The organism is Rhizobium sp. WYCCWR 11128 (genome assembly GCF_013416305.1).
GTDB lineage: Bacteria > Pseudomonadota > Alphaproteobacteria > Rhizobiales > Rhizobiaceae > Rhizobium > Rhizobium indicum.
Map to the genome: position 1 here is coordinate 1 of NZ_JACCEZ010000011.1, position 22,519 is coordinate 22,519.

General features: G+C 59.8%; 23 protein-coding genes. 8 read left to right on the plus strand and 15 right to left on the minus strand.

All coding sequences use genetic code 11. The features are described from left to right. Positions 1-35: 35 nt before the first annotated feature. Positions 36-557 (minus strand): DUF992 domain-containing protein, encoded by a 522-nt coding sequence (locus HX898_RS26475; protein WP_017957594.1) that lies wholly within the window; start codon positions 555-557, stop codon positions 36-38. 588 nt (positions 558-1,145) lie between these two features. Between HX898_RS26475 and HX898_RS26480 the strand changes: the two genes are divergently transcribed. Further along, on the plus strand, positions 1,146-1,394 hold the full coding sequence (locus HX898_RS26480) for a hypothetical protein (protein ID WP_129416938.1): 249 nt from the start codon (positions 1,146-1,148) through the stop codon (positions 1,392-1,394). A gap of 20 nt (positions 1,395-1,414) precedes the next feature. Continuing rightward, positions 1,415-1,774, plus strand: coding sequence for an EF-hand domain-containing protein (locus HX898_RS26485; protein ID WP_180196241.1), 360 nt, complete (start codon positions 1,415-1,417; stop codon positions 1,772-1,774). Between the two features lie 82 nt (positions 1,775-1,856). Here the strand turns inward: HX898_RS26485 and HX898_RS26490 are convergent, their stop codons facing one another. The 4 genes from HX898_RS26490 to HX898_RS26505 all read right to left on the minus strand — a co-directional run bounded on the left by HX898_RS26490 (position 1,857) and on the right by HX898_RS26505 (position 4,909). After that, positions 1,857-2,021 (minus strand): DUF1328 domain-containing protein, encoded by a 165-nt coding sequence (locus HX898_RS26490; RefSeq protein ID WP_003549551.1) that lies wholly within the window; start codon positions 2,019-2,021, stop codon positions 1,857-1,859. A 99-nt stretch (positions 2,022-2,120) separates the two neighbouring features. Beyond that, positions 2,121-2,711, minus strand: a complete 591-nt coding sequence (locus tag HX898_RS26495) for a hypothetical protein (RefSeq protein ID WP_180196242.1) — start codon at positions 2,709-2,711, stop codon at positions 2,121-2,123. An 81-nt stretch (positions 2,712-2,792) separates the two neighbouring features. Beyond that, a complete protein-coding gene (locus HX898_RS26500; RefSeq protein WP_180196243.1) occupies positions 2,793-3,185 on the minus strand; it encodes a VOC family protein in 393 nt (130 codons plus the stop codon). A gap of 101 nt (positions 3,186-3,286) precedes the next feature. Continuing rightward, positions 3,287-4,909, minus strand: coding sequence for an ABC-F family ATP-binding cassette domain-containing protein (locus HX898_RS26505; RefSeq protein WP_180196244.1), 1,623 nt, complete (start codon positions 4,907-4,909; stop codon positions 3,287-3,289). A 201-nt stretch (positions 4,910-5,110) separates the two neighbouring features. On the opposite strand from HX898_RS26505, the gene HX898_RS26510 reads away from it, so the two are divergent. Then, the gene (locus HX898_RS26510; protein WP_138389998.1) at positions 5,111-5,440 is read left to right on the plus strand and encodes a DUF6665 family protein; all 330 of its coding nucleotides are present in this window, start codon (positions 5,111-5,113) and stop codon (positions 5,438-5,440) included. A 104-nt stretch (positions 5,441-5,544) separates the two neighbouring features. Continuing rightward, on the plus strand, positions 5,545-6,414 hold the full coding sequence (locus HX898_RS26515; RefSeq protein ID WP_180196245.1) for an aldose 1-epimerase family protein: 870 nt from the start codon (positions 5,545-5,547) through the stop codon (positions 6,412-6,414). A 48-nt stretch (positions 6,415-6,462) separates the two neighbouring features. On the opposite strand, the gene HX898_RS26520 is transcribed toward HX898_RS26515, so the two are convergent. Both HX898_RS26520 and HX898_RS26525 read right to left on the minus strand, forming a co-directional pair. After that, positions 6,463-8,052: a DHA2 family efflux MFS transporter permease subunit gene (locus HX898_RS26520; protein ID WP_180196246.1), complete on the minus strand. Its 1,590-nt coding sequence runs from the start codon at positions 8,050-8,052 to the stop codon at positions 6,463-6,465. A 26-nt stretch (positions 8,053-8,078) separates the two neighbouring features. Next, positions 8,079-9,263 carry an HlyD family secretion protein gene (locus HX898_RS26525; RefSeq protein WP_180196247.1) on the minus strand — a complete coding sequence of 395 codons (1,185 nt, stop codon included), beginning with the start codon at positions 9,261-9,263 and terminating at the stop codon, positions 8,079-8,081. A 135-nt stretch (positions 9,264-9,398) separates the two neighbouring features. Here HX898_RS26525 and HX898_RS26530 point away from each other — a divergent pair, with 135 nt between their 5' ends. Further along, complete coding sequence (locus tag HX898_RS26530) at positions 9,399-10,046, plus strand: TetR/AcrR family transcriptional regulator (protein ID WP_180196248.1); 648 nt, start codon at positions 9,399-9,401, stop codon at positions 10,044-10,046. An 82-nt stretch (positions 10,047-10,128) separates the two neighbouring features. Here the strand turns inward: HX898_RS26530 and uxuA are convergent, their stop codons facing one another. Further along, complete coding sequence (gene uxuA / locus HX898_RS26535; protein WP_138334294.1) at positions 10,129-11,316, minus strand: mannonate dehydratase; 1,188 nt, start codon at positions 11,314-11,316, stop codon at positions 10,129-10,131. A gap of 44 nt (positions 11,317-11,360) precedes the next feature. Next, on the minus strand, positions 11,361-12,083 hold the full coding sequence (locus HX898_RS26540) for a GntR family transcriptional regulator (RefSeq protein ID WP_138389993.1): 723 nt from the start codon (positions 12,081-12,083) through the stop codon (positions 11,361-11,363). A 275-nt stretch (positions 12,084-12,358) separates the two neighbouring features. Between HX898_RS26540 and HX898_RS26545 the strand changes: the two genes are divergently transcribed. The 3 genes from HX898_RS26545 to HX898_RS26555 all read left to right on the plus strand — a co-directional run bounded on the left by HX898_RS26545 (position 12,359) and on the right by HX898_RS26555 (position 14,669). Continuing rightward, the gene (locus HX898_RS26545) at positions 12,359-12,763 is read left to right on the plus strand and encodes a DUF2934 domain-containing protein (protein ID WP_138389992.1); all 405 of its coding nucleotides are present in this window, start codon (positions 12,359-12,361) and stop codon (positions 12,761-12,763) included. Positions 12,764-12,819: 56 nt separating this feature from the next. Next, positions 12,820-13,071, plus strand: coding sequence for a hypothetical protein (locus HX898_RS26550; protein ID WP_180196249.1), 252 nt, complete (start codon positions 12,820-12,822; stop codon positions 13,069-13,071). Positions 13,072-13,394: 323 nt separating this feature from the next. Further along, positions 13,395-14,669, plus strand: coding sequence for an O-antigen ligase family protein (locus HX898_RS26555; protein WP_138389991.1), 1,275 nt, complete (start codon positions 13,395-13,397; stop codon positions 14,667-14,669). Between the two features lie 28 nt (positions 14,670-14,697). Here HX898_RS26555 and HX898_RS26560 read toward each other — a convergent pair whose 3' ends face one another. The 6 genes from HX898_RS26560 to HX898_RS26585 form a co-directional block, all read right to left on the minus strand. Continuing rightward, positions 14,698-16,713, minus strand: coding sequence for a nucleoside-diphosphate sugar epimerase/dehydratase (locus HX898_RS26560; protein WP_129416949.1), 2,016 nt, complete (start codon positions 16,711-16,713; stop codon positions 14,698-14,700). A gap of 123 nt (positions 16,714-16,836) precedes the next feature. Further along, a complete protein-coding gene (locus HX898_RS26565) occupies positions 16,837-17,403 on the minus strand; it encodes a sugar transferase (RefSeq protein WP_062941905.1) in 567 nt (188 codons plus the stop codon). A gap of 289 nt (positions 17,404-17,692) precedes the next feature. Beyond that, positions 17,693-18,985 carry a plasmid replication protein RepC gene (gene repC / locus HX898_RS26570; RefSeq protein WP_180196333.1) on the minus strand — a complete coding sequence of 431 codons (1,293 nt, stop codon included), beginning with the start codon at positions 18,983-18,985 and terminating at the stop codon, positions 17,693-17,695. Between the two features lie 149 nt (positions 18,986-19,134). Next, on the minus strand, positions 19,135-20,187 hold the full coding sequence (repB, locus tag HX898_RS26575) for a plasmid partitioning protein RepB (protein WP_180196250.1): 1,053 nt from the start codon (positions 20,185-20,187) through the stop codon (positions 19,135-19,137). A 42-nt stretch (positions 20,188-20,229) separates the two neighbouring features. Then, the gene (gene repA / locus HX898_RS26580; RefSeq protein ID WP_062941826.1) at positions 20,230-21,444 is read right to left on the minus strand and encodes a plasmid partitioning protein RepA; all 1,215 of its coding nucleotides are present in this window, start codon (positions 21,442-21,444) and stop codon (positions 20,230-20,232) included. Positions 21,445-22,015: 571 nt separating this feature from the next. Then, complete coding sequence (locus HX898_RS26585) at positions 22,016-22,474, minus strand: helix-turn-helix transcriptional regulator (protein WP_062941828.1); 459 nt, start codon at positions 22,472-22,474, stop codon at positions 22,016-22,018. Positions 22,475-22,519 lie beyond the last annotated feature (45 nt).

Below are 22,519 nucleotides of genomic sequence, written 5' to 3' on the forward strand. Positions count from 1 at the left end.
TGCCGCGTCGCGGCAGGGGACGTCAAAAGGCCATATCAATTCGCTGGTGTGAGCGTCATCGAAGCGCTGCCGGCCGCAACGTTGAGGCCGAGCTGACCGGTCAGGCTGACCGTCTGCAGATGGATGGAACCGGAGGTGCCGCCAACCAGGAGATTGGCGCCGACACCGGCGCCGAGCGTCGCTTCGGCGGTGGCGCCGACGTAGAGGCCGGCGAGCGATCCGCGGTGATAGCCGGCCGTCGGCGCGAACACGGCCCAGATCAGCCGGCTGCGCGTGGTGAAGCCAAGGTCGATGCCGAGCTTTCTCATTTCACCCGTATAACGATCCGAAAGTTCGTTGCCGACGGTCGACTGGAAGATGCAGTCGGCCTCTTTGGAGGAACCGAGCACGTAACCCGTGCCGCCACCGATATCACAGGTGAGGTAACCGATCTTCACGCCATTGCGCAGGTCCGGCTCTTCATATGTCCTGGTGCCGAGATCGGCGGCATTGACCGCCCCAGCGCCGACAAACGTCAACGATACCGCGGCAAAAGCCGTCGCAAGAATTTTGTTCATAAGTCTCTCCTTCTCAAATCGTGACGGGAGCATACCCGGCTACTCGCCACCAGATTCGGCAACAGATAACGGACGGAACCGCAAAACGATCCCGAACCGGCATCATTTACGCATCGCATGTCAAAGCGCCTGGGAGGGCGCAAGCGATAAACACGCTTACGGTTCAGCTCCCATTGGGACATTTCGAAGGCATCTTTTCGCGTCATCCGGTTATTTCACGATGTTGTCAGGGATGGTTGCCGGAAAGGCACGATCGTGATCGCCGTCAGCTCTCGACGAGCGGCATCATGCACATCGCAGGCACCTATCTGGATAGGCGATCGATGATCGCGCAGGTTGCCATGCCGTATAGATAGCTGTACTGTTCGAAGATACTCTCCATGCAGCAGTGCAACTGGAGAGGAAACGGCATGATTGCTTGGCATTGCCGCAGAATTTCCGCTTGTTTTCCGGAATTCTGCTTCTGTTCGAACAGAAACTAAGTCTGAATTTGAGAAATATAATCAGGCGATATTTTCGCGGGGGCCGGACAATCGTACGCCCGCCGATCTCTATTGGAGATAACGGGTAATTTATCGGGAGGGAAAGATGCGCATACGCAGGACAAACATCATACTGGCGGGATGCCTTGCCGTCTCCGCCTGCCAGTCCGGTCCGCCGTCGCAGGCCGTCTCGGATCGTAATTCCGAATTCGGCTGCATCGCGGGAACCGTCGGCGGCGCGATTGTCGGTGGCTTGATCGGCAGCACGATCGGCGCCGGAACCGGGCAGGTGCTCGCTGTCGGCGCCGGCATCGGCGGCGGCGGTTACGTCGGCAACCGTCTGGCTTGCCGCTAATTGGGGAGGGATATCAAGCGATGAAGACCTTGGCTTTGGTGACCACATTCATACTGTCCCAATGCGTTGGAGCAGTGGCGCAACAACCGCAACAGCCCGGATCGATGTATCAGGGCCAGATGGATCGGCTTGACGCAAATACCAGCAAGACCGTCGACCGTTCGGAATACGAGACCTTCATGGGCACGGCTTTCGGAAGTCTCGACAAGAACAAGGACGGCAGCCTGCAGTCCGACGAGACGGTGCAGATCCTGACGGTAGAGCAATTCACTTTGACCGACGCGAACCACAACGGCCGGATCAGCCGAAGCGAATTCATGCAGCGGGTGATGGCGGATTTCGCGACAGCCGACCACGACAGGGACGGAAACCTTCAGTGATGGAGACGTCAAACCGACTGTAGAAATAAAGAAAAACCCGGCAATGTGTTTCGCCGGGTTTTTATACTTTAATCTGTCCGCACTATACTTTTCGCATCAGTCGCATGACGAGCGATACGACGAACAGCACCAGGAAAATGAAGAACAGAACCTGGGCAATGGAAGCTGAAGCCCCTGCGATGCCGCCAAATCCGAGGACGCCGGCAATCAAGGCCACGACGAGAAACACCAGAGCGTAGTAAAGCATCGCAATCTCCTTTTACGTTGCTGCGGAGATAACGGAGGCCGCCCCATTTGGTTCCCGTCCGTCTCACGGCCGGGACATGCAGCGTCGCATCAGCTCCCTTCAGCCGACGTGAAAGACGCCGCTGTACATCCGGTCGCCTTCATTCGGCTCGGGAGGTTCGGCTGCGTCGAGATAGGCCTTGAGCGGCCCGGTCAGGACGAACCAGATGCTGGCTCCCAGCATGAAACAGGCTCCCAGCGGATCGTCGATGCGGGCGATGAACGGAAGGCAGGCCGATGCGAAGAGGACGATGATCCGCACCGACCACTCCGCCTCACGTTTGGCGATGGCGCGCGCCCTCAGCGACTTGTACTCCCGGGCGCCGTAACCGCCTTGCCCTGCCTTCACAGCCAAAAGCAGCTTTCGCGCGGACGGCAGCGCCAGCATGACCAGTGCGGCAACACTCAGCGTGAAAGTCTGACCGGCCATGACCTGCCCGCTCGTGATCAGGAGAAAGGAGAGCACAACGAGATTCCACGTCGGCTCCAGCAGCTCCGGCTGTTGCCGCGTGCGGAGATGCCAACTCCGCAGCAAACCCGCCGCGCCGTGCAGTAGCGGCTGATCGATATAACGATTGATCCAGTCCATGCCGATGCGCCCGTCCCCGATTGCATGAAGAGGCCTCCGAACACCACGGAATTTGGTCATCATCGTGGCAATAACCGCCGAATCCGTTCCTCGCGTGGAAGAAGCGGCATGTCCCTACGGCCAATGACGGCAAGCAACAGCCGTCTAGCGCAATTCCTGCGCGACCTCCCAGACATGGCCCGACGGATCGGCAAAGGCCGCGGTGCGGCGGCCCCATGGACGATCGATCGGACCGTTGAGCAGCATGACCCCGAGTTTGCGCAGTTCTGCACAAACCGCATCGACGTCATCGACCTTGAGCGTCAGCAGCACGCGTGCGCCGGAACCGGTCGCTGACACTGCGACAGGCTGGACCAACTGAGGCGCCTGCGCTGCATCGAGCAGGTTGATCATCGTTCCCGAGAATTTCAGGACCGCCGATACCGAGTCCTGATAGACGACGTCGGGCGCAAAGACCTTTTGGTAGAACGCTTTGGCCGCGTCGATATCATCGACGAACAGGGTGACCACCTCGATCCGATCCAACAGCATGGGCATTTTCTCCTCCGTTGCTTCGACCAGCCAACCGATATCGCTGGCCGGCTCTCCGCTGGTCGCTTCGACGCTGACGGTTTCGACATGCCGCGCAAAGATAATCGTCAGCTTCGCAGGCCGGGCGCCTCGTGGCCGGTGCGCGCCACATATTCGGTATAGCCGCCGCCATATTGATGGATGCCCTCGGGCGTCAGCTCCAGCACCCGGTTGGAGAGTGCGGCGAGGAAATGCCGATCGTGCGAAACGAACAGCATGGTGCCCTCATATTGCGACAGCGCTTTAATCAGCATTTCCTTGGTGTCGAGGTCGAGATGGTTCGTGGGCTCGTCGAGCACGAGCAGGTTCGGCGGGTCGAACAGCATCATTGCCATCACCAGCCGCGCCTTCTCACCGCCTGACAGCACCCGGCACCGCTTCTCGATATCGTCGCCGGAGAAGCCGAAACATCCGGCCAGCGCACGCAATGGCCCCTGCCCTGCCTGGGGAAAACGGTGTTCCAACGATTGGAAGACGGTGTGCTCGCCGTCGAGAATATCCATGGCGTGCTGGGCGAAATAGCCCATCTTGACGCTGGCGCCGAGAGCGACGCTGCCTTCGTCAGGCTCGGCGGTGCCCGTCACCAGTTTCAACAGCGTCGACTTGCCGGCGCCGTTGATGCCCATGATGCACCAGCGTTCCCGGCGCCGCACCATGAAATCCAGCCCCTCATAGATGTTGCGGCTGCCGTATTTCTTGTGGACGCCCTTCAGGCTGACCACGTCCTCGCCGGAGCGCGGTGCGGGCTGGAAATCGAAGGCGACCGACTGGCGGCGCTTGGGCGGCTCCACCCGGTCGATCTTCTCCAGCTTCTTGACGCGGCTCTGCACCTGCGAGGCATGCGAGGCGCGCGCCTTGAACCGCTCGATGAACTTGATTTCCTTGGCGAGCATCGCCTGCTGGCGTTCGAACTGGGCCTGCTGCTGTTTCTCGTTCTGCGCCCGCTGTTGCTCGTAGAATTCATAGTCGCCGGAATAGGTCGTCAAGGCGCCGCCGTCGATCTCGATGATCTTGGTGACGATGCGGTTCATGAACTCGCGGTCGTGCGAGGTCATCAGCAGCGCGCCCTCGTAACCTTTCAGGAATTCCTCCAGCCAGATCAGACTTTCCAGATCCAGATGGTTGCTCGGCTCGTCGAGCAGCATGACGTCGGGGCGCATGAGCAGGATGCGGGCGAGCGCCACGCGCATCTTCCAGCCGCCCGACAGCGCGCCGACATCGCCATCCATCATCTCCTGGCTGAAGCTCAGGCCCGCGAGCACTTCGCGGGCGCGCCCCTCGAGCGCGTAACCGTCCAGCTCCTCGTAGCGCGCCTGTACCTCGCCGTAACGCTCGATGATCTCTTCCATGTTATTGGCCTGCTCGGGATCGGCCATGGCCGCCTCCAGATCACGCAATTCGCCGGCAACAATGCTGACAGGCCCGGCGCCGTTCATCACCTCGGCGACGGCGCTGTGGCCGGCCATCTCGCCGACGTCCTGATTGAAGTAACCGATGGTGACGCCCTTCTCGCAGGAGACCTGGCCTTCATCGGGCTGCTCTTCGCCATTGATCATCCGGAAGATCGTCGTCTTACCGGCACCGTTCGGGCCGACGAGACCGATCTTCTCACCTCTGTTGAGCGCTGCGGACGCCTCGATGAAGAGGATGCGGTGGCTTAGCTGCTTACTGATATTTTCGATACGGATCATGGTGCGAGGCGCCTGGAGAAGGAGATTTTGGCGCGCTTATGCCATGCGGGGAAACCGCAGGATAGCCCTGTTCCCACCCTCTCGATCAAGAGTACCATGCCGAAAGGCGCGAGCGGTTTTCGAACGACATCATGCTCACCTTCTTTAATTTGGAACAGGATCGGATAATATCGCGGCTCACGCCAACGGAGACCTGTGCCAATGAGCGTTCGTCCGCCACAGTCCTTCAGACAATCCGAGCAGGATAAAAACGGCTTCAACGTCCTCGAATACGAGCTGATGTCGGAACGAGCCGATTCTCTCGGACGTCACGGGCTGAAGGTGGAGGCGGCACTTGCCGCTCTGAAGGCATGGACTCCCGACCGCCAAAGCGCCGAAGACCGCGAGAAGCTTCTCAACGAAGCGTCCGATGCCGTCTGGGCGTTCTTCATCCAGCGTGAGATCTGCGGGTTGCGGAACAACCGCGACGCCATTCAGCGCTACGGCATCCCGAACGAAGTGATCGCGAGATTGGGCGCAATGCGGAAATAACGAGGGCGATGGCTGGTGTGGCCGCCGTCGCGCCCTCTATTCTGTGGAAATCCCCGGTTCGGAACGGTATGGCTGGCTGCCGAACCAATGCGAAAGGAAACGCGATGCCAATCTCCATCCGGATCGGGAATCAGGATCTCACCGTCGATGTCTCCTCCCTCGGCGCCGAGATGCAGGCGCTCACGTCAAGCGACGGGCGCTCCTGGTTATGGACCGGCGATGCAGCCTTCTGGACCGGGCGGTCGCCGATCCTGTTTCCGATTGTCGGCAAGGCGCCGGATGACAAGATAACGATCGACGGCACGGTCTATCCGATGGCTCAGCATGGCTTTGCCCGCCGCAGCGAATTCGTGCTTGCGGCCTCCACTGAGACGATGTGCCGGTTCGAACTGGCCGCCTCGGATGCGACGCGAGCGGTCTATCCTTTCGATTTTCAGCTGGCCTTGGTGCATGCGGTCGAAGGCCGCGCGTTGACTGTCACCGCCGAGGTTACCAATCGCGACCAGAAGGCGATGCCGTTCGGCCTCGGATTCCATTCGGCCTTCGCCTGGCCGCTGCCCGATGCTGCCGGGCGCGACCATATCGTCATCCTCGACAATAAAGGCGAGCCGGCGCTTGTGCGGCTGGAAGGCGGCCTCATCAATCCAGCGGCCCTGCCCTCGCCATTCGCTGCCGGCCGGCTGGTGCTGGATCATTCGATGTTCGAACAAGATGCAATGATTTTCCCTGATGGTGCGGGCGAAGGTTTGAGTTACGGCGCCGAAGGCGGGCCGACCATGCAATTCCATTTCGAAAACCTGCCCAACCTTGCGCTATGGACCAAGCCGGGCGCGCCCTTCCTCTGCGTCGAGCCCTGGCATGGAATGGCTGCGGAAGCCGGAGGTTCGAGCGAGCTTTCGAGGAGGCCGTCTACCACGATCCTGGCGCCGGGCGCGGTGGCGAGCTTCGCCTTCACGGTCAAAATTCCGGAATAGGGACAGACAGAAGCGCTCGCCGGGAAGCCGGGCGAGCGCCAGGGATCTTCAATGAGCGCCGACGCCACCGCCGGCTCGCGGTTTTTGGGTGAGCAGCAGGGCGACGGCTGCAACGGCAAGAACCACGCCGATGACGGCGAATGTATCGGCAAAACCCAGGATCAGGGCCTGGCGTTTGACGACCTGGCCAAGCGCCACGACGGCCTTCTGGGCTGCGACGGCATGGTCGGAGACACCATGCTGCACGAAGTAGGCTGTCAATTGGTCGAGACGGGTGCGAACTTCGTCGCGGCCGAGCGTCACCGACTGGCCGATGATGTTCGAGTGGAACTGCTCGCGTTTGGTCAGCACCGTGCCGAGCATCGCCGTGCCGACGGCGCCGCCGAGATTGCGAAGCATGTTGGTCAGGCCCGAGGCAGCGGCCGCATCCGAAGGCGCGATGCCGGCGGTGGTGATGGCGGTGATCGGCGTCAGCACCAGGGCCTGGCCGATGGCGCGGATGATGTTCGGAATCCAGAACTGGTCACCGGCGGTATCGGCTGACAACGTGATGTTCATGAAGCAGCTGATCGCAAAGATCGAGATGCCGAGGAAGCCGATATACCGCGCATCGAAGCGCTTCATCATCATCGGGACAAGCGGGATCAAAAGCAGCTGTGGCAGGCCGGTCCAGGCCAGCACGTTGCCGATCTGCTCGGCATTGTAGCGCTGCACCTGGCCGAGATATTGCGGCAGGATGTAGACGGTGCCGAAGAGGGCGACGCCGACCAGCACGTTGACGGCAACGCCGATGCCGAAATTGCGCTGCCTCAGCAGGCTGAGCTTGACCAGCGGCTTCTTCACCGTGAGCTCGATCCAAATGAAGGCGACGAGGAAGGCAAAGGCAAGGATACTGAGCTTGACGATGAAGGGCGAGGAGAACCAGTCCTCCTTATTGCCTTCCTCGAGCACCGTCTGCAGCGCCGACAGACCAATGGCCATGGTGAAGATCCCCGCCCAGTCGCCTTCCCTCAGCAGGCCGAGCTGCATCGGCTGCTTGTCGAGCGTCAGGGCAAGGGCGACCGCCATGATGGCGCTTGGAATGGCATTGATGAAGAAGATCGTCTGCCAGCCGTAATTTTCGGTGAGGTAGCCGCCGATGGTCGGGCCGATCGCCGGTGCGAAGGTCACCGAGAGCGCGAAAATCGCCAGGCCGAGCGGCTGCTGCGACTTCGGCAGCTTAGTCAGCACCATGGTGAAAGCCATGGGGATCAGCACGCCGCCGGCAAAGCCCTGCAGGCCGCGCAGCACGATCATCGTGCCGAGATCATGCGCGAAGGCGCAGGCGATCGAAAACAGCGGAAAGAGGACGGAATTGACGAGGATATAGCGGCGGAAAGAGAAGACGTTGCTGAAATAGGCCGTCAACGGGATGACGACGATCTCGCCAATCAGATAGGAAGTAGAGATCCAGGCGCCGTTGTCGACGCCTGTTCCGATGCCACCCTCGATGTCGAGAAGCGAGGCATTGGTGATCTGGATGTTGAGGATCGCCATGAAGGCGCCGATCATGCCGGCGAGAACGGCGATCCAGTCTCTGGTGCTGGCGCCGTCTTTCGGCTGCGGAACGGCGATGGCTGTTGCTGCGATGGTGGACATGACACGAACTCCTCGTCCCCCCGGCCCTAGCTGCGGTCGTTCTTGGTATCGATGCTCGGCTGCACGGACATGCCGGGGCGCAGGTCGCCGTTGGCGGCGGCGTCACCGTCGAGCACGATCTTCACAGGAATGCGCTGGACGACCTTGGTGAAGTTGCCGGTGGCGTTGTCAGGCGGCAGCAGCGCGAATTCCTGGCCGCTTGCGGGCGCGAGGCTGTCGACATGGCCGTGATAGGTGCGGCCCGGGAACATATCGACCTCGATATCAACAGGCTGGCCGGCCTGGACGTCGGTGAGCTGGGTTTCCTTGTAGTTGGCGATGACATAGGCAGCCGTCGTCGGTACGACCGACATCAGCTGAGTGCCGGCCTGGACATACTGGCCGATACGCAGCGTCCGGTTGCCGACGGTGCCGTCGACGGGCGCGGTGATCGTCGCATAAGAGAGGTTTAGCTCGGCCTGGTGCTGGACGGCCTGGCTTCGCGCAAGGGCCGCCCTCGCCTGGGCAAGCTCTGCGTTCAGCAGATCGACCTGCTTGACGGCGGCATCGAGCGAGGCGCTGTCGCGCACGATCGAGGCCTGGGCGGCTGCGATCTGCGAGGCGGCCTGCTGCGCGGTTTGGACCGGGGCATAACCGCTGGTGGCAAGGTTCGAATAACGCTTGTTGTTCTGCTCGGCAAAGGTCTCATTGGCGCGGTCGACGTCGACGGTCGCGCGGGCGGCGGCAATCGTCGACTGCTGGATATCGAGAGAAGCCTGCTTGGCGTTGACGGTAGCTTCGGCCGCGGCGACATCGGCCTTGGCCTGATCGAGGGCCGCCTTGAAGTCGCGATCGTCGATGCGGGCGAGCGGCTGCCCGACCTTCACCGTCTCGTTGTCCATGACCAGCACCTCGGCGAGATAGCCGGAAACCTTGGGGGCGATGGTGCTGTTGTCGGCCTTCACATAGGCATCGTCTGTCGAGATATGGAAGCGGCCGACCGTCCAGTAATCATGACCGTAATAGGCGCCGGCGGCGATCAGCACCAGCGCGGTGGCGCCGAGAAGCAGGGAGCGGCCGCCGCGCCTGCGCGTGGGCTTTTCCTCGGCAACGGTGGCGGCAGCTTCCGCGACGCGCGGCGGCTGGCCGGCGTCCAGGCTTGCCGGTACGGCTTCGGCAGTGTTTTCGACGGCAGTATTGTTGTTCAAGGCATGCAGCGACTTAATGGTCATTGTCTTTCTCCTAATGACGGTCGCCGTCACTTGGGCTGCGGCCTCTGAATTCGAATGAAATGCACTTTAGGAAACTTGATATTTTCCAAAATATGCATTAGAAAATAGATGTCAATAAGAATTTGGAAAATTGCCATGGTCCAAAATCACGAAATCGAGAAGAAGCCGCGAGGACGCCCGCAAGTCCGCTGCGACGAGGATACGAGAAGCGTGATCATCGAGGCGGCAAACAGGCAGTTCCACGAGAATGGCTATGCCGCGGCTAGCATCGCTGCGATCGCACAGGAGGCCGGCATTTCGACCAAGACGCTCTACCGCCTGTTTCCGACGAAAGGAGATCTCTTTTCAGAGATGATCACGGAGCGCACGGAGCGTTTTTTGTTGGCGCTTGACCCCGGCACACTCGCCGTGGCCAATCTCAGGCAAGGGTTGGAACGCATGCTGATGGCCTATGGCATGCTGACGCTTTCGGTCGATACGATCACCATGACCCGGCTCGTCATCAGCGAGTCTGATCGATTCCCCGAGATCGCCAACGCCTTCTACGAAAAGGCAGTCGTCAGGACCAATACGCTGATGGAGAACTGGCTGCACAACCAGATCGATCGTGGACTGATTGCCCTTGATGATCCGCATGCGGCCTGCGGCATGCTGCGCGGGATGATGATCATGGAGCCGCAGCGTGCCGCGATGCTGCGCCAGGAGCCGCCGCCGAAGATCGAAACGATTGCGGCGCGGGCGAAGATGTGCACCGATCTGTTCTTGAAGGGTTGCGCGCTCTGAAGCATCGCTCGGGCTTCAGAGCGCGATGATTTTCGCTGGAGCAATTCCAGCAAAAATGCGCGGCAGTTTTTTGCGTCCACCCTCAGTTTGGCGGAGCGCCCAGCGCATGCAGGATGCCGCGCAGTTCGGCGAGGCCGCGCATGCGGCCGATGGCCGGGTAGCCTGGTGTGACGACCTTGTCGAGGTCGTCGAGCATGCGATGGCCATGGTCCGATCGGAACACGATGGTGTCTTCGGGACTGCGGCGGCGGTCTTCCGCGACCAGTTCGCTGAGAACGGCGACCATATCGACGTCGCCTTCCAGATGCGCGCTTTCATGGAATGTCCGGCCGTCACCCTCGCGCGTCGTGGCACGCAGATGGGCGAAGTGGATGCGCGAGGCAAAGCGTCGGGCTATCGCCGGCAGGTCGTTTTCGGCGCGCACGCCGAGGCTGCCGGTGCAATAACACATGCCGTTCGCCGCCGATGGCACCGCATCGAAAAGAGCGGCATAGTCGTCCGCCGTCGAGGCGATTCGCGGCAGGCCGAACAGCGAACGCGGCGGATCATCGGGATGCAGCGTCAGCTTGACACCCCGGGCTTCGGCAGCCGGCGTCACCGCCTCCAGGAATTCAATCAGGTGCCGGCGCAGTCTTGCGGCATCGATGCCACTATAGGCGACGAGTTTGTCGCGGAAAGCCGGAATGGTCAGAGGTTCGGTGGTCGACCCCGGCAGAGCCGAGGTGATGATGCGGGTGATATCGGCGATCTCGTCGTCCGTCATCGCTTCGAATACGATACGCGCCCGTTCGCGGTCTTCGCTAGAATAGTGCTGCGCCGCATCCGGCCGTTCCAGGATGAAGAGATCGAAAGCTGCAAAACGCTCGTGGTCGAAGCGCATGGCGGTGGCGCCGGTCGGCGTCACGAAATCGAGTTCGGTGCGGGTCCAGTCCACCACCGGCATGAAATTATAGCAGACGATCGGAATACCGCAGGCGGCGACCGCTTCGAGGCTGGCGATCCACGCCTCGATTTCGGCCTTCGCCTCCCCGCCCTTGCGCTTGACGGCATCGGGAATCGGGATGCTCTCGACGACCGACCAGACAAGCGGCGAGCGGTCGCCGGGCGTCGTCTCGATCAGAGCCTGGCGTTCGCGCACTTCCTTCTCCGTCCAGGCCCTGCCGATCGGCACCTGATGCAGCGAAGAGACGATATTCGTCGCGCCCGTCTGGCGGACATCATCCAGCGTCACCGGCGCTTCCGGTCCGAACCATCTCCAACCCTGTCGCATCCTTCTTCCTTCCCTCTCGCTTTTCGTTTCGTGTTGGCCTGCCGTCAGCAGAAATAATCGGGGTAACGCGCGCGCAATTCGTCGACATCGGGAATGACGGCACTCAGATGATGGGTCATGGCGCTGCGTGCAGCCGCCGCATCATGGGCGGCGAGCGCATCGCGGATGATCATGTGTTCCTGCACGACATTATCCGTGCGCCCAAGCACCGGCAAAGTCAGGCGCCGCGCCCGGTCGATCTGCACCTTGACCGTTTTCAGGATTGCCCAGATGCCGGGATAACCCGATATCTGCGTGATCGCCTCATGGAAGGCCTCATCCTCCTCATGGAAGCTCGAGGCATTGCCGGTCGCGGCATGGGCCTGCTGGCGGGCAATGATGGCGTCGAGACGGGCGATATCGGTGGCCGTCGCGGTCAAAGCCGCAGCCTCGACGGTCGCGCCTTCGAGCGCCTTGCGCACGACGACCGCCTCAGGGATTGCCGAGACCGGCACCCGCGACACGACGGTGCCCGACTGCGGGTAGATATCGACCAGTCCGCCTTCGGAAAGCCGGAGCAGCGCCTCGCGCACCGGCGTGCGACTGACGCCGAAATCATCGGCGATCCGCTTTTCCTGCAGCAGCATGCCGGGCGGCATCCGCAGCGACACGATGTCGGCATAGAGGCGATCGTAGATGGCGCCAGCCGTGGTGATACGGCGCAGCCTGCCCCCGGCCTCCCGCGACGTCGGGACGACCAAAACTTCGACTTCTGATGCTTGCTGCATGGATATACCGGGACGCTGAAACTCAGTGGCATATTAGTATATCAATTTTATCGCCGTGCCAAGACATGCCGCTCAAGGTTCGGCGCTTCGCGACTTGAGCAAGTCGACCCGCGGGCCGCGGACTCGAGGCAAAAACATCGAACGGCAATTACCGTGTGAAAGCGCGGGTGAACGGCATAGACCTCGCGGAAATGGAAAGCCCATCTCTACGCCGAGGCACTCTTTGTTTGGAACTTAGATCGTCCAAGTTGGTTGAGATCCGCAAGGAGACCCTCATGAAAAAACCAGCACGACGCAAGACAAGCGAAAATACGACTGACGGCGCCCAGCCGAAAACTCCACCTGCCGCGGACGCAGGCAGACGGAAGATGGTTCGGCGAGCCGCAAAGGAAATCGACAGGCTGAGCGGCGGATCGCCGGCAGCCAGCCGCGAGGAGGAGATCCAAAGAAGGGCCTATTCCCTGTGGGAGAAGGAAGGGAAGCCGGAAGGCAAGCACGGGCATCACTGGACCCTGGCCGAACATGAACTCGATGCGCAGCAGGGCGAAGCCGACAATCCTCCAAACCTCGCAGCATTGCGAGAGGCCTCGCGCGAACATACGGATGCATTCCTCGTCAAGACCGATCTTGAGGACGCCGATCAACGCGAAGCCTCCCCCGGCACACGCGAGCAGGATTGAACTTTCCGCCTCGCGCCAATTTCAGACCGCGCGCCAATTTCAGAAAGGTCCCCGACATGGTCGACAAACAGAACTTGAACGCCGGCTTCACCGGCACACCCGGCGAGCAGCCGGAGGGACTGACCAAGGTCGCGAAGTCGGCGGCCAAAGAGATAAAACGTGAGGCTTATGCCGTCGCCCTCGGTGCCAGAGAGCACCCGCATACCGCAAGCGCATTGCTGCTCACCACCGGCATTGTCGCATTTGGGCTTGGCTATCTCCTTGGTCGATCCTCGGCGGAAGGTTCGACACGGCCATATTGGCGATAGCGGCAGCCGCGTCATTTCAACGAGGCGCATGCATCGGTCTTCGCCGATCCCGATGATGCCGCCTTCTTTCTTTCGGTGCGCTCGTCGGCTGCTGGCTATCAAACCTTCACATCACGCCCGCACCTCAGACGTGTTTTCTGTTGAAGCCGGCCTTACCGTCGTACCTATTTGCCCCCCCATCATCGAACAGAACCAAGTCTGGCCAGACGCCTGTTGCCGGAATACCACGTCGAATGAAGCCATAGATTGCACCGTGATCACAGCTTGACAGCTGTGATCACGATCCTTAGCGAGGCAGCATCGACACGGTCAGGACCGGCAACGTGAATTATTTCAGACAACTCAAGATGGCAGTGCTTTATCCGGGGGACGAGGCCGGAAGCGCACTCGACCGAAACAACCGCATTGCCGTCTTTCTCTTTGCAATCCTTCCAGGGCTTTCGCCGAACTTTAACTCCTTCATCCTCCTCGCGTCGATGGTGTGGGGCATCTACTGTCTGGCGACGGGCCGCCTCGTCTTGAACCTCTCGAAATCCGACCGGCTGGTTGCCATTGGCATGTCGATCTACCCGCTGGTGATGATCGCCAGCATCTTCATCAATCCGCCCTACTCCGAAGTACCGGACTGGATATTCCGGCTCCTGCCTTTCTTTTCCATCTGGCTGATATTGCCGCGGATGCGGCAATCTCCCGATGGTCGTCTCGTGCCGCTCTTTATCCTCGGCGCAGGCATCGGCATGATCGTCACCTTTCTTTTCAGCCTTCTGCAGATCATGTTTCTGATGGACAGGGCAGAGGCTGGAACGTCGAACGCTGCACTCCTCGGCGTGATAGGCATTCTGTTCGGCGGCATTGCGCTTCTCAACATTCAATCTCCCAGAAGCGTGGAGCAAAGAATTGCGATACTGGGATATGCCGCGGGTCTAGGCTGCGTTCTGCTTTCCGGAACGCGCTCGGCCTGGCTGGTCATTCCCGTCCATATCGTCATCTTTCTCTGGTATTTTCGCAAACACAGCTTCCATCTGAGTTTGCGCAGCCTGGCTATTACCAGCTCCTTGCTGTTGGCGGGACTTATCACCCTGGGCAGCGGCCAGATCCTCCATCGCATCCAGGCGCTTCAGGAAAATCTGACATCGCTCGAACGCACCGACGGCGAGATCACGTCGCTGAGTGCCCGGTTCGCCTTGTACAAAGGCGCACTATCGGCAATTAGTAAGGACCCGTTGACGGGTTATGGCCCGCAAAACCGGATGGCTTCGGTTTTGGCAGAGCTTCCCGATAATATAAGGCCGCAACTGCCTTACTCGCATGTCCATAACGGCTTTCTGACCGCGGGAATCGACGCCGGCGTTTTCGGCATTGCAGCGCTTTCGCTGATGCTGCTGACGCCCGTGATCGGCGCGTGGAGAAAAGAAGCGGGACCGGGCCGGGATTTAGCGATCGCGCTCGCTCTTCTACTTGTCAGCAGCTACGTCATAACAGGCAGCTTTGGCATCATGTTCAATCAGAAAGCTTTGGATCCGATCTTCGCCTACATGGTTGCCCTTATTTGTGCGGATCGCGGCAGCACGGGCTTTGCACCAGTCGTTCGGAGCTGACGTCCGGCACCCCTTGAGCCTGCAGACGCTACAGCGTGCTTTGAATTGTCTGAGGCAGCCGTATTGGCTCGGCGCCGGTGAAAGCCAGATCCGAGACCTCACCCGTTGACGAATAGCCGGAAACAAGCTCCGCCAATGTCGCACGTGCAGCGATCATATCGTTCCGGTCCAACACCGCGTTGAGCGCGTTGAGCCTTCTCGACAACTCGGGCCAGGACAGGAAATCCTCGCGCGCCTTCATAATCCGAGGATGTTCGGTTGTTTCTGGATTATCCCCGATCAACAGTTCTTCAAAGAGCTTCTCGCCGGGCCGAAGGCCGGTAACGGACAGCTCGATATCGCCTTCGGGATTGTCTTCGTCACGGACGGCCAGCCCGGAAAGCTCGACCATCTTGCGGGCGAGATCGGCGATGCGAACCGGCTCTCCCATGTCGAGCAGGAAGACATCTCCGCCCTCGGCCATCGCGCCGGCCTGTATGACGAGTTGAGAAGCCTCCGAAATGGTCATGAAATAACGAGTTATATCAGGATGTGTCAGCGTCACCGGGCCGCCGTCCTTGATCTGCTGCCGGAAAAGCGGCACGACGGATCCGGAGGAGCCGAGGACGTTTCCGAAACGGACCATGGAGAAATTCGTTCGCATTCTGTCGGTCGCCGATTCCGCCGCAAGCGCCTGCAGAACCATCTCCGCCAGCCTCTTGCTGGCGCCCATCACATTTGTCGGACGCACGGCTTTGTCTGTGCTGATCAGCACGAAATTCGAGACGCCGCATTTATTCGCCGCGCGTGCCGCGACCAGCGTACCCATCACATTGTTCTTGATGCCTTCCACGGCATTGTGTTCGACAAGGGGAACATGCTTGTAAGCGGCTGCATGATAGAGCGTCTGAGGTCGCCAGCTCTGCATGACATGTTCCATGCGATCCTGATCGCGGACGGAACAGAGGATCGGGACGATCTGCATATTTTCGTGTTTGTACAGTTCGGCCAGCTTCTGCAATTCGGCATGGATATTATAAAGCGCAAACTCGTTCTGATCGATGAGGATGAGGCTGGAAGGCCCGGTGCGCAAAATCTGACGACATAACTCGCCGCCGATCGAGCCACCAGCACCGGTGACCATCACCACCTTGTTGCGCATCGACTTGTCGAGTAGCTCCTGGCGCGGCGCGACCGCTTCTCTTCCCAGCAGATCTTCGATCTCCAGCTCTCGGATGTCGGAGACGGCGATGCGTCCCTGAGCCAGGGCAGTGAGATCCGGCAACGTACGAACATTGACCCTGGCTTTACGGATGTGCTCCAGGATTTCGTTGCGACGCTGCCGCGATGCGGAGGGAAGAGCAAGAAGCACGTTGTGCACGCCGAGAGATTCGGCAAGCACCGGAAGATCCGAGGGGTCGTAGATCGGCAAACCACCCATGACGCCGCCCTTGAGACGCGGATCATCATCCAGATAGCCGACGACATTGAGTTCGGCACTGTTGATCAAGGCACCGGCCAATTGCCGCCCGGCCGTCCCTGCCCCATAGATCAGCACCTTGGCGAGCATATTCTTGTGAAGGATGCGCTGGTAGGCATCCCCGAGCCAGTAGCGGATACTCAACCTCGACAGCCCGATCGCAATCAACAGAAGGAAGGGCTGGAGGATGCCGACGGTTCTCGGAACACCGGGGACGCTGAGTGCTGTAAATATCGTCATGAACGCGACGCCGTAGATCGCAATCGCCTTCAGAACAGTAATGAAAGCAGCCATATTGGCATAACGGAAGATCGCCCGATACATGCCCATGACGATGAAGATGGGAAGGGCCATGCACAGTGAAACGAAGACCGGCAGCCACTGCACACCTGTCAGCACCGTCCATTCGTTCAGGCGGAAACAATAGGCCAGCCAGATCGTCAGAACACAAAAGCTGGAATCCAGCAGCAAGGCCAGAGCGCGTTTGGCAACCCGCGGCATCGCCAGCAGAGGGGCGACGAGCGCTTGCATCGGCATTAAGAACCATCCTGAGCGCGGCGTCTCAGTGGGGGTATTTTCGGGCATTGCTTACCAGCGTCTCGCGGATCAATCAGACAACCACCTTCTTGTCATTTTCTGCAACGAGCGCAACTGAAATAATCGGAAAGTAAGGTCCCCCGCCCCGCTTATCTATCAGAAGTAGGTAGCTTAATGCCTTATTCCCTTGCGGCGGATGACCTTCTCGGCCGTCATAAACAGGATGCTTATGTCGAAGCCGAACGAGCGGCGTTCGAGATATTCGACATCGAATTTTACCTTCTCCGGAATCGGCAATTCGTCCCGGCCATTGATCTGCGCCCATCCCGTCAGTCCGGGCAGGAGCTTGTCGACACCATGGGCCGTCCGCAACTCTATCAGATCATATTGATTGTAGAGTGCCGGCCGCGGGCCGACGAAACTCATCTTTCCCTCGAGAATGCACCAGAGCTGCGGCAGTTCGTCGAGGCTGGATTTGCGCAGAAACGAACCGATCGGTGTCAGAAAGCGATCCGGATCTTCGAGCAGATGCGTGGCAACCGTCGGTGTGTCGACGCGCATGCTGCGAAATTTCGGCATCAGGAAGATCTGATTGAAACGGCCGACACGTTTTGACCAATAGAGGATCGGTCCCGGCGAGGTAAGGCGAACACAAAGAGCGACGACAAGGATTGGAACGAGCAGGATCGCCGCCGCAATCAAAGCCAAGAAAAAGTCCACCGCCCGTTTCAAACCCATGTTCCGCAGTTCTTCCGCTCCACCGGCAATCATCCGCCATTTGTGCTATCGCCTTGCCGTATCGTCAAAAAACGTTTCGCGTCAACTGTCAGGACGTGGTGTTTTCTCCATCAACCGACGTGGTCGCCCACCCACTTGCGAGTGCCCCTTCGTCTCGCAGGTTTTCGTCAAACTCCTAACCCTCTGATCTGACAGTGAGAAGCTTCCAATCAGAAGTTATCTTGGCCTTCGTTTCTGTCACGCTTCGTTAACCATAACAATTTGCGCCAGGAAGACCACGAAGCGAATTTCATCCTGTCTTCCGACTTATCGGCGAATTGGTGCGGGCAAGGGCCATCAGCATCGGTCCGATGGCGAATTCCCCTTTCTCGGCGCGTCGTGTCAGATCGCGCAGGTAACCGCCGGCGGAGGTGATGTGCCCTGCCCTTTCGAGGACGCAGGCCATGACGGTGGCCGCATTTTCAGGTCCCATGATGTCGCAGGCCTGCTCATAGGCCGATGGGCTGACGCCCAGCATCGAACGAACGACCACAGCCGCGGCCATCAGCTCGCGCCATGTGCCGACCGAGCCCTGCGGTCCATAGGCTGCGATTTCCGGGCAGGCCTGCAGCACCAGCCCCAGTGGGAAGGATTTGAGCGCGGCGTTGGCAGCGGGGGCAGAACTTGTGGCCGGCACACGCCCGTTCTCCTCTTCATCTTTCTGTATTCGGACTGTCGGTTCGGCCCGACCCGCCGATCGATCGTCCGTCGTTGCGCCCTGCTTCATTTCGGAAGCTGGTTCAAGTTCAGTAATGGATTGTGGATTTGAATTCTGTATGTGCCGCTCATAATGTTGGGCATTGCCGCTATGATTTTGAGTTTTAACCTGCATTTCCAACTGATTGGTGATTTCTTCACGCAGCAGCTCCAATTCGTCGAGTGCTGCGGCGACCTGTTCGGCGGAAGGCGACCGTGGCAGCCGCTCGACGACATCGCGAAAATGCAGATGAATCCGGCTCCAATCGCCTGCGGCGCCCTCCTCCAATGCCATCTCGATGAGCTTGGCGACATCGCGCCGGCAAAGCGTCAGGCGTTCTCTGAGCCGCTGCAGGTGCAACCGTTCCGCAACCACCTCCGCCGCCAACCGCTCGATCTCCTCAGCGCGCACCAGCAGCGGCGCCAGTGAAAAACCGAATGCCTCGCGGATCTCCCCCCCCTGCTCCTTGCGGGCGTAGCGCTTGCCGTTCGGGCTGTCCTTGCGGATCAGCAGCCCGGCCTCGATCAGGCTCGCCAGGTGACGACGGATCGTCTGCTCCGCCATTCCATGCGCGCGCAGCGAGAGCTGTGCATTGGAAGGGAACACCACGAGCCCGTTTTCCTCAGAGAGCTCTCCCTTGGGATAAAAGCTCAGCAAGGCGTTCAGGATAGCGAGCGCCCGGTCGGTGATGCCGAGCAGCGGCTTGGCCTCGCACAGGGCACGATAGAGTTTCCACTTGTCGATAGATTGGCCAGGCTCGATTTCTCGAGCAGCCGCCTGGCTTGCTAACATGCCAAACGTCATCGGCCGCCGCCCGAAGGGCGTCGTCACACTTCCGCTTTCCATTTTCTTCGCCTTCTTCAAGGCAAAAGATCACGGCTCACCAAATTCGGTGCCAAAGACTCTTGACTATGATTCGCGGAAATGTGATTCTCTGGGTGTCTAGATCAGAGAGGGCTTCCGCGACGGCAACGTTCGGGGGCCTTTTCTTTTGCTTATTGATCTCCGTTCTTGGTCAAATCCTGTGTCCTCTCGAACGCCTCGTAGAGGCGATCCAGATTGCTGGCGATGTAGGCTCCAAAGGCAGACGCCTTCTCCGCCTTCAACGCGATGGTGAACTGTTTCCCGTCATCCTTGATCTTCGCCTTGACCGCGCCGTCCTTGCGCTGCCAGGCGTGAGCGGCGGGCTGAAGCGCCGCTATGGATGAGGCCTGTTGTTGCCTCCTGCTGATGAAGGCAACCAGCATATCAAATCGGGCATCCGGCTCCACCGTCTCGAATTCCGCCGATCTGGTGAACTCTATCGCTCGTGCGGCGATGTTTTCGGCCTCGAATTTCACGGACAGATCGTGCCACCGATCACGGCCGGTGGTCTTGGCCGCACCGATCGCGGTCAGGACTTCGGCTGGAATCCGCTTGGTGACGGACAGCATCTTGGAAACTGTCGTCTTGTCGGCGCTGAGCGCGGACATGATCGTTTCCCTGTCGAAGCCCAACGTGTCGAGTTTGTCGGCAAACATCGTCCTCTCGATGAAGGAGAGATCGGCGCGCGCCGAATTCTCCTGGCCCTGCGCAATGACATGGTCGCGATCGTCGAGTTTCTTGACCACGGCGCGGACAGGTCGGCCGAGTTCCTTGGCGGCCCGGGCGCGACGGTGGCCGAAGGCGATCTGATATCGGCCGTCCTTCTCAGGATGCGGCCGGACGAGGATCGGCGAATCCTGACCGCGCAACCGGATCGCCTCGACCAATTCGCGAAACTGTTCGTCGGTATGCGCCAGCCGGTCGGTCACGAAAGAATCTTCGATCAGGGCAGGGTCGAGATCAATCACCGTTTCACCGGTCGCCAGCTTCTCCTCGATCGCTTTGGCCGCATCGGCCTTGGCAGCCAGCGCATCGATACTGCGTGTCACGGCACCGAGAGCGCCGATCCCCTTATAGGTGAGCTGCTGCTTCTCGTCCCTGTGGAGTGGTTCGTCCTCATTGTTTACCGCAGTAAACTTCTTGGAATCGTCCATCAGGCCGGAGAGGAGATTCTTACGCGCCATCAGCCAGCTCCTCGCCCCAGTTTACCGCAGTAAACTTCTCGGTCATTTCCGCCCCCAAGCCTTGTGGATGAGATCGGCGATCTCGGTGTTGACGGAATCCATCGCCTCCATCGCGCGGTCATAGGTCGCGCGGGTAAACTGGTTCCGTTCGACCTCGTAAAGCGTCTGATTGGTCATCGCCGCATCGGAGATCGCGACGCTGCGCAACATCGGATTGGTGAGCACATGGTTCTTGAACATCGAACGCATGAAGGCGACCATTTGCGTCTGCGGCCCGTCCTGCGGATCGTAGCGGGTGACGAGATAACGCAACCAGTCGAGGTTCATGTTGCCGCCGGCACCTTTCAGCGTGTTCAGCACCTCGCCGAGCATCTGCAGGAATTGGCACATCGACATGACGTCGAGCATCTGAGGATGTACGGTGATCAGAACTGCCGTTGCCCCGCAAATGGCGCTCATGGTCAAAAAGCCGAGCTGGGGAGGGCAGTCGATGATGACGACGTCGTAATCGTCGGCGACGGAGGACAGCGCCTCGTCCAGCCGCGCGAAGAAGACGCGTCCATAGTCGCCCGCCTTGCCCTGAGCAAGGACGCGCGGCGTATCGTGCTCGAATTCCATCAGTTCGAGATTGCCCGGCACCAGATGAAGGTTCGGGAAATTCGTCGGACGGATGATCTCTCTCAGCGGACGCCGCTGATCGTCATAACGAATGGCGGCGTAGAGCGTCTCATTTTCGTCGACGTCGAACTCCGGCTGAAAACCGTGGATGGCGGAGAGAGAGGCCTGCGGATCGAGGTCGACGGCAAGGACACGGTGACCCGTCAAGGCAAGATGCTGGGCAAGGTGTGCTGCACTCGTCGTCTTGCCGCTGCCACCTTTGAAGTTGACGACGGCAACGACCTGCAGATGTTCGTTGCCGCGGCGATGACGCATATAATGCGTTCCGGCGCGGGCATTGTGCTCCAGGAAGCTGCGCATCTCTTCCATTTGCTCCGCCGTATAGGATCGACGGCCCGACGGCGTGACCTGGGGAAGGGCGCCTTTGCCTTCCAGCGACAGGTTGCGAAGATAGCCGCTGGTGACACCGAGGAAACGCGCCGCCTCGGCAAGCTGAAATTCCCTCAAACCCTTCAATGCACGCGGCGGAAACATCTCGAGCCGATGCTGCTTCAGCTTATCGGACAGTTCCTGCGCCTGGCCAATAATCAGCTGGTCGACATCAGAAATTGCTTTTTCTATCTGCGGTGCCATATTCATGGAAATCTCGAAAATGCGATTTAAAAGCCCTGGGCGCTGTGAAACCGCATTTAGCGCCGATTCTGGAGGGGTGGCAAGGCAAATAGGGTTAACAAGACCCTACCGCGAGGTTGTCCAATCTTTTTCAAAGGCTTGAACAGGCCGCCCGGTGCCGCTGTCCAGCGTGGCAATCGCGCATTCACTGACCGAATCGCAAGAGCAAGGCTGCACAACCGGCATCATAGCCGATCGGATACTTCGGAAGCGAGATATCGAGCGTGCACGGCTCTTTGAAGTACGTCCGCAATGGGTCCGCAGTGGGCAAGCACCTGGACAGTCAGTAGCTGTTCAGTGCCGCCGTGGCAGAGAACCGTCCTGATATCTGCCTGGGGGAGGGGACACGGCGCTTCTGTCGCGGTCCTGCAGCAGAGCGCCCAGCGCAAGATCCAGGCGATAGGCGGAGAATTCAGCGCCCAGCTCGGCGCCGTCCCTCAGATAGCGATCCGGCAAATGCCAAATCGCAAGCAGACCCTTTCGGGAAATGCCATTGATTGGCCGGTCGGCTCGCCAGGCGCAACGCTGCGATACCCGCCTATTCTCCGAGCGGAAGGGTGATATCCGCTACGGAGGCTCCCAATGTCAGACCTCGACTTTCCGCCTGCGCCATCGCCTTCACCAGCGCGATGACCGTTTCGCGGATATTGCTGTCGGCGATCTTTAGAAAGGCGCGATTGAGCACCAATCCCTCTTTCGTTCGCAGGAATTCAGCGACCGGGTCCATATTCGCGGATAGATCCAGCCCTTGCAGCGTCAACGGCTCGGAATTCTCCTGTTCGAAGAAGAAGCTCGGCGACGTGTGTAGCACCTCGGCGATCCGCTGCAGCCGGCTCGCGCCGATGCGGTTGATGCCCTTCTCGTATTTCTGAACCTGCTGAAAGGTCACGCCGATCTGCTCGGCAAGCCGTTCCTGGCTCATCCCGAGCAACTGCCGGCGCAATCTAATGCGCGCTCCGACATAGCTGTCTATCGCATTCGCTGTCTTGACATTCATCGTGTGTTTTCAGCCTCGATCGCATTTTCAATCGGTGCAGCTGTA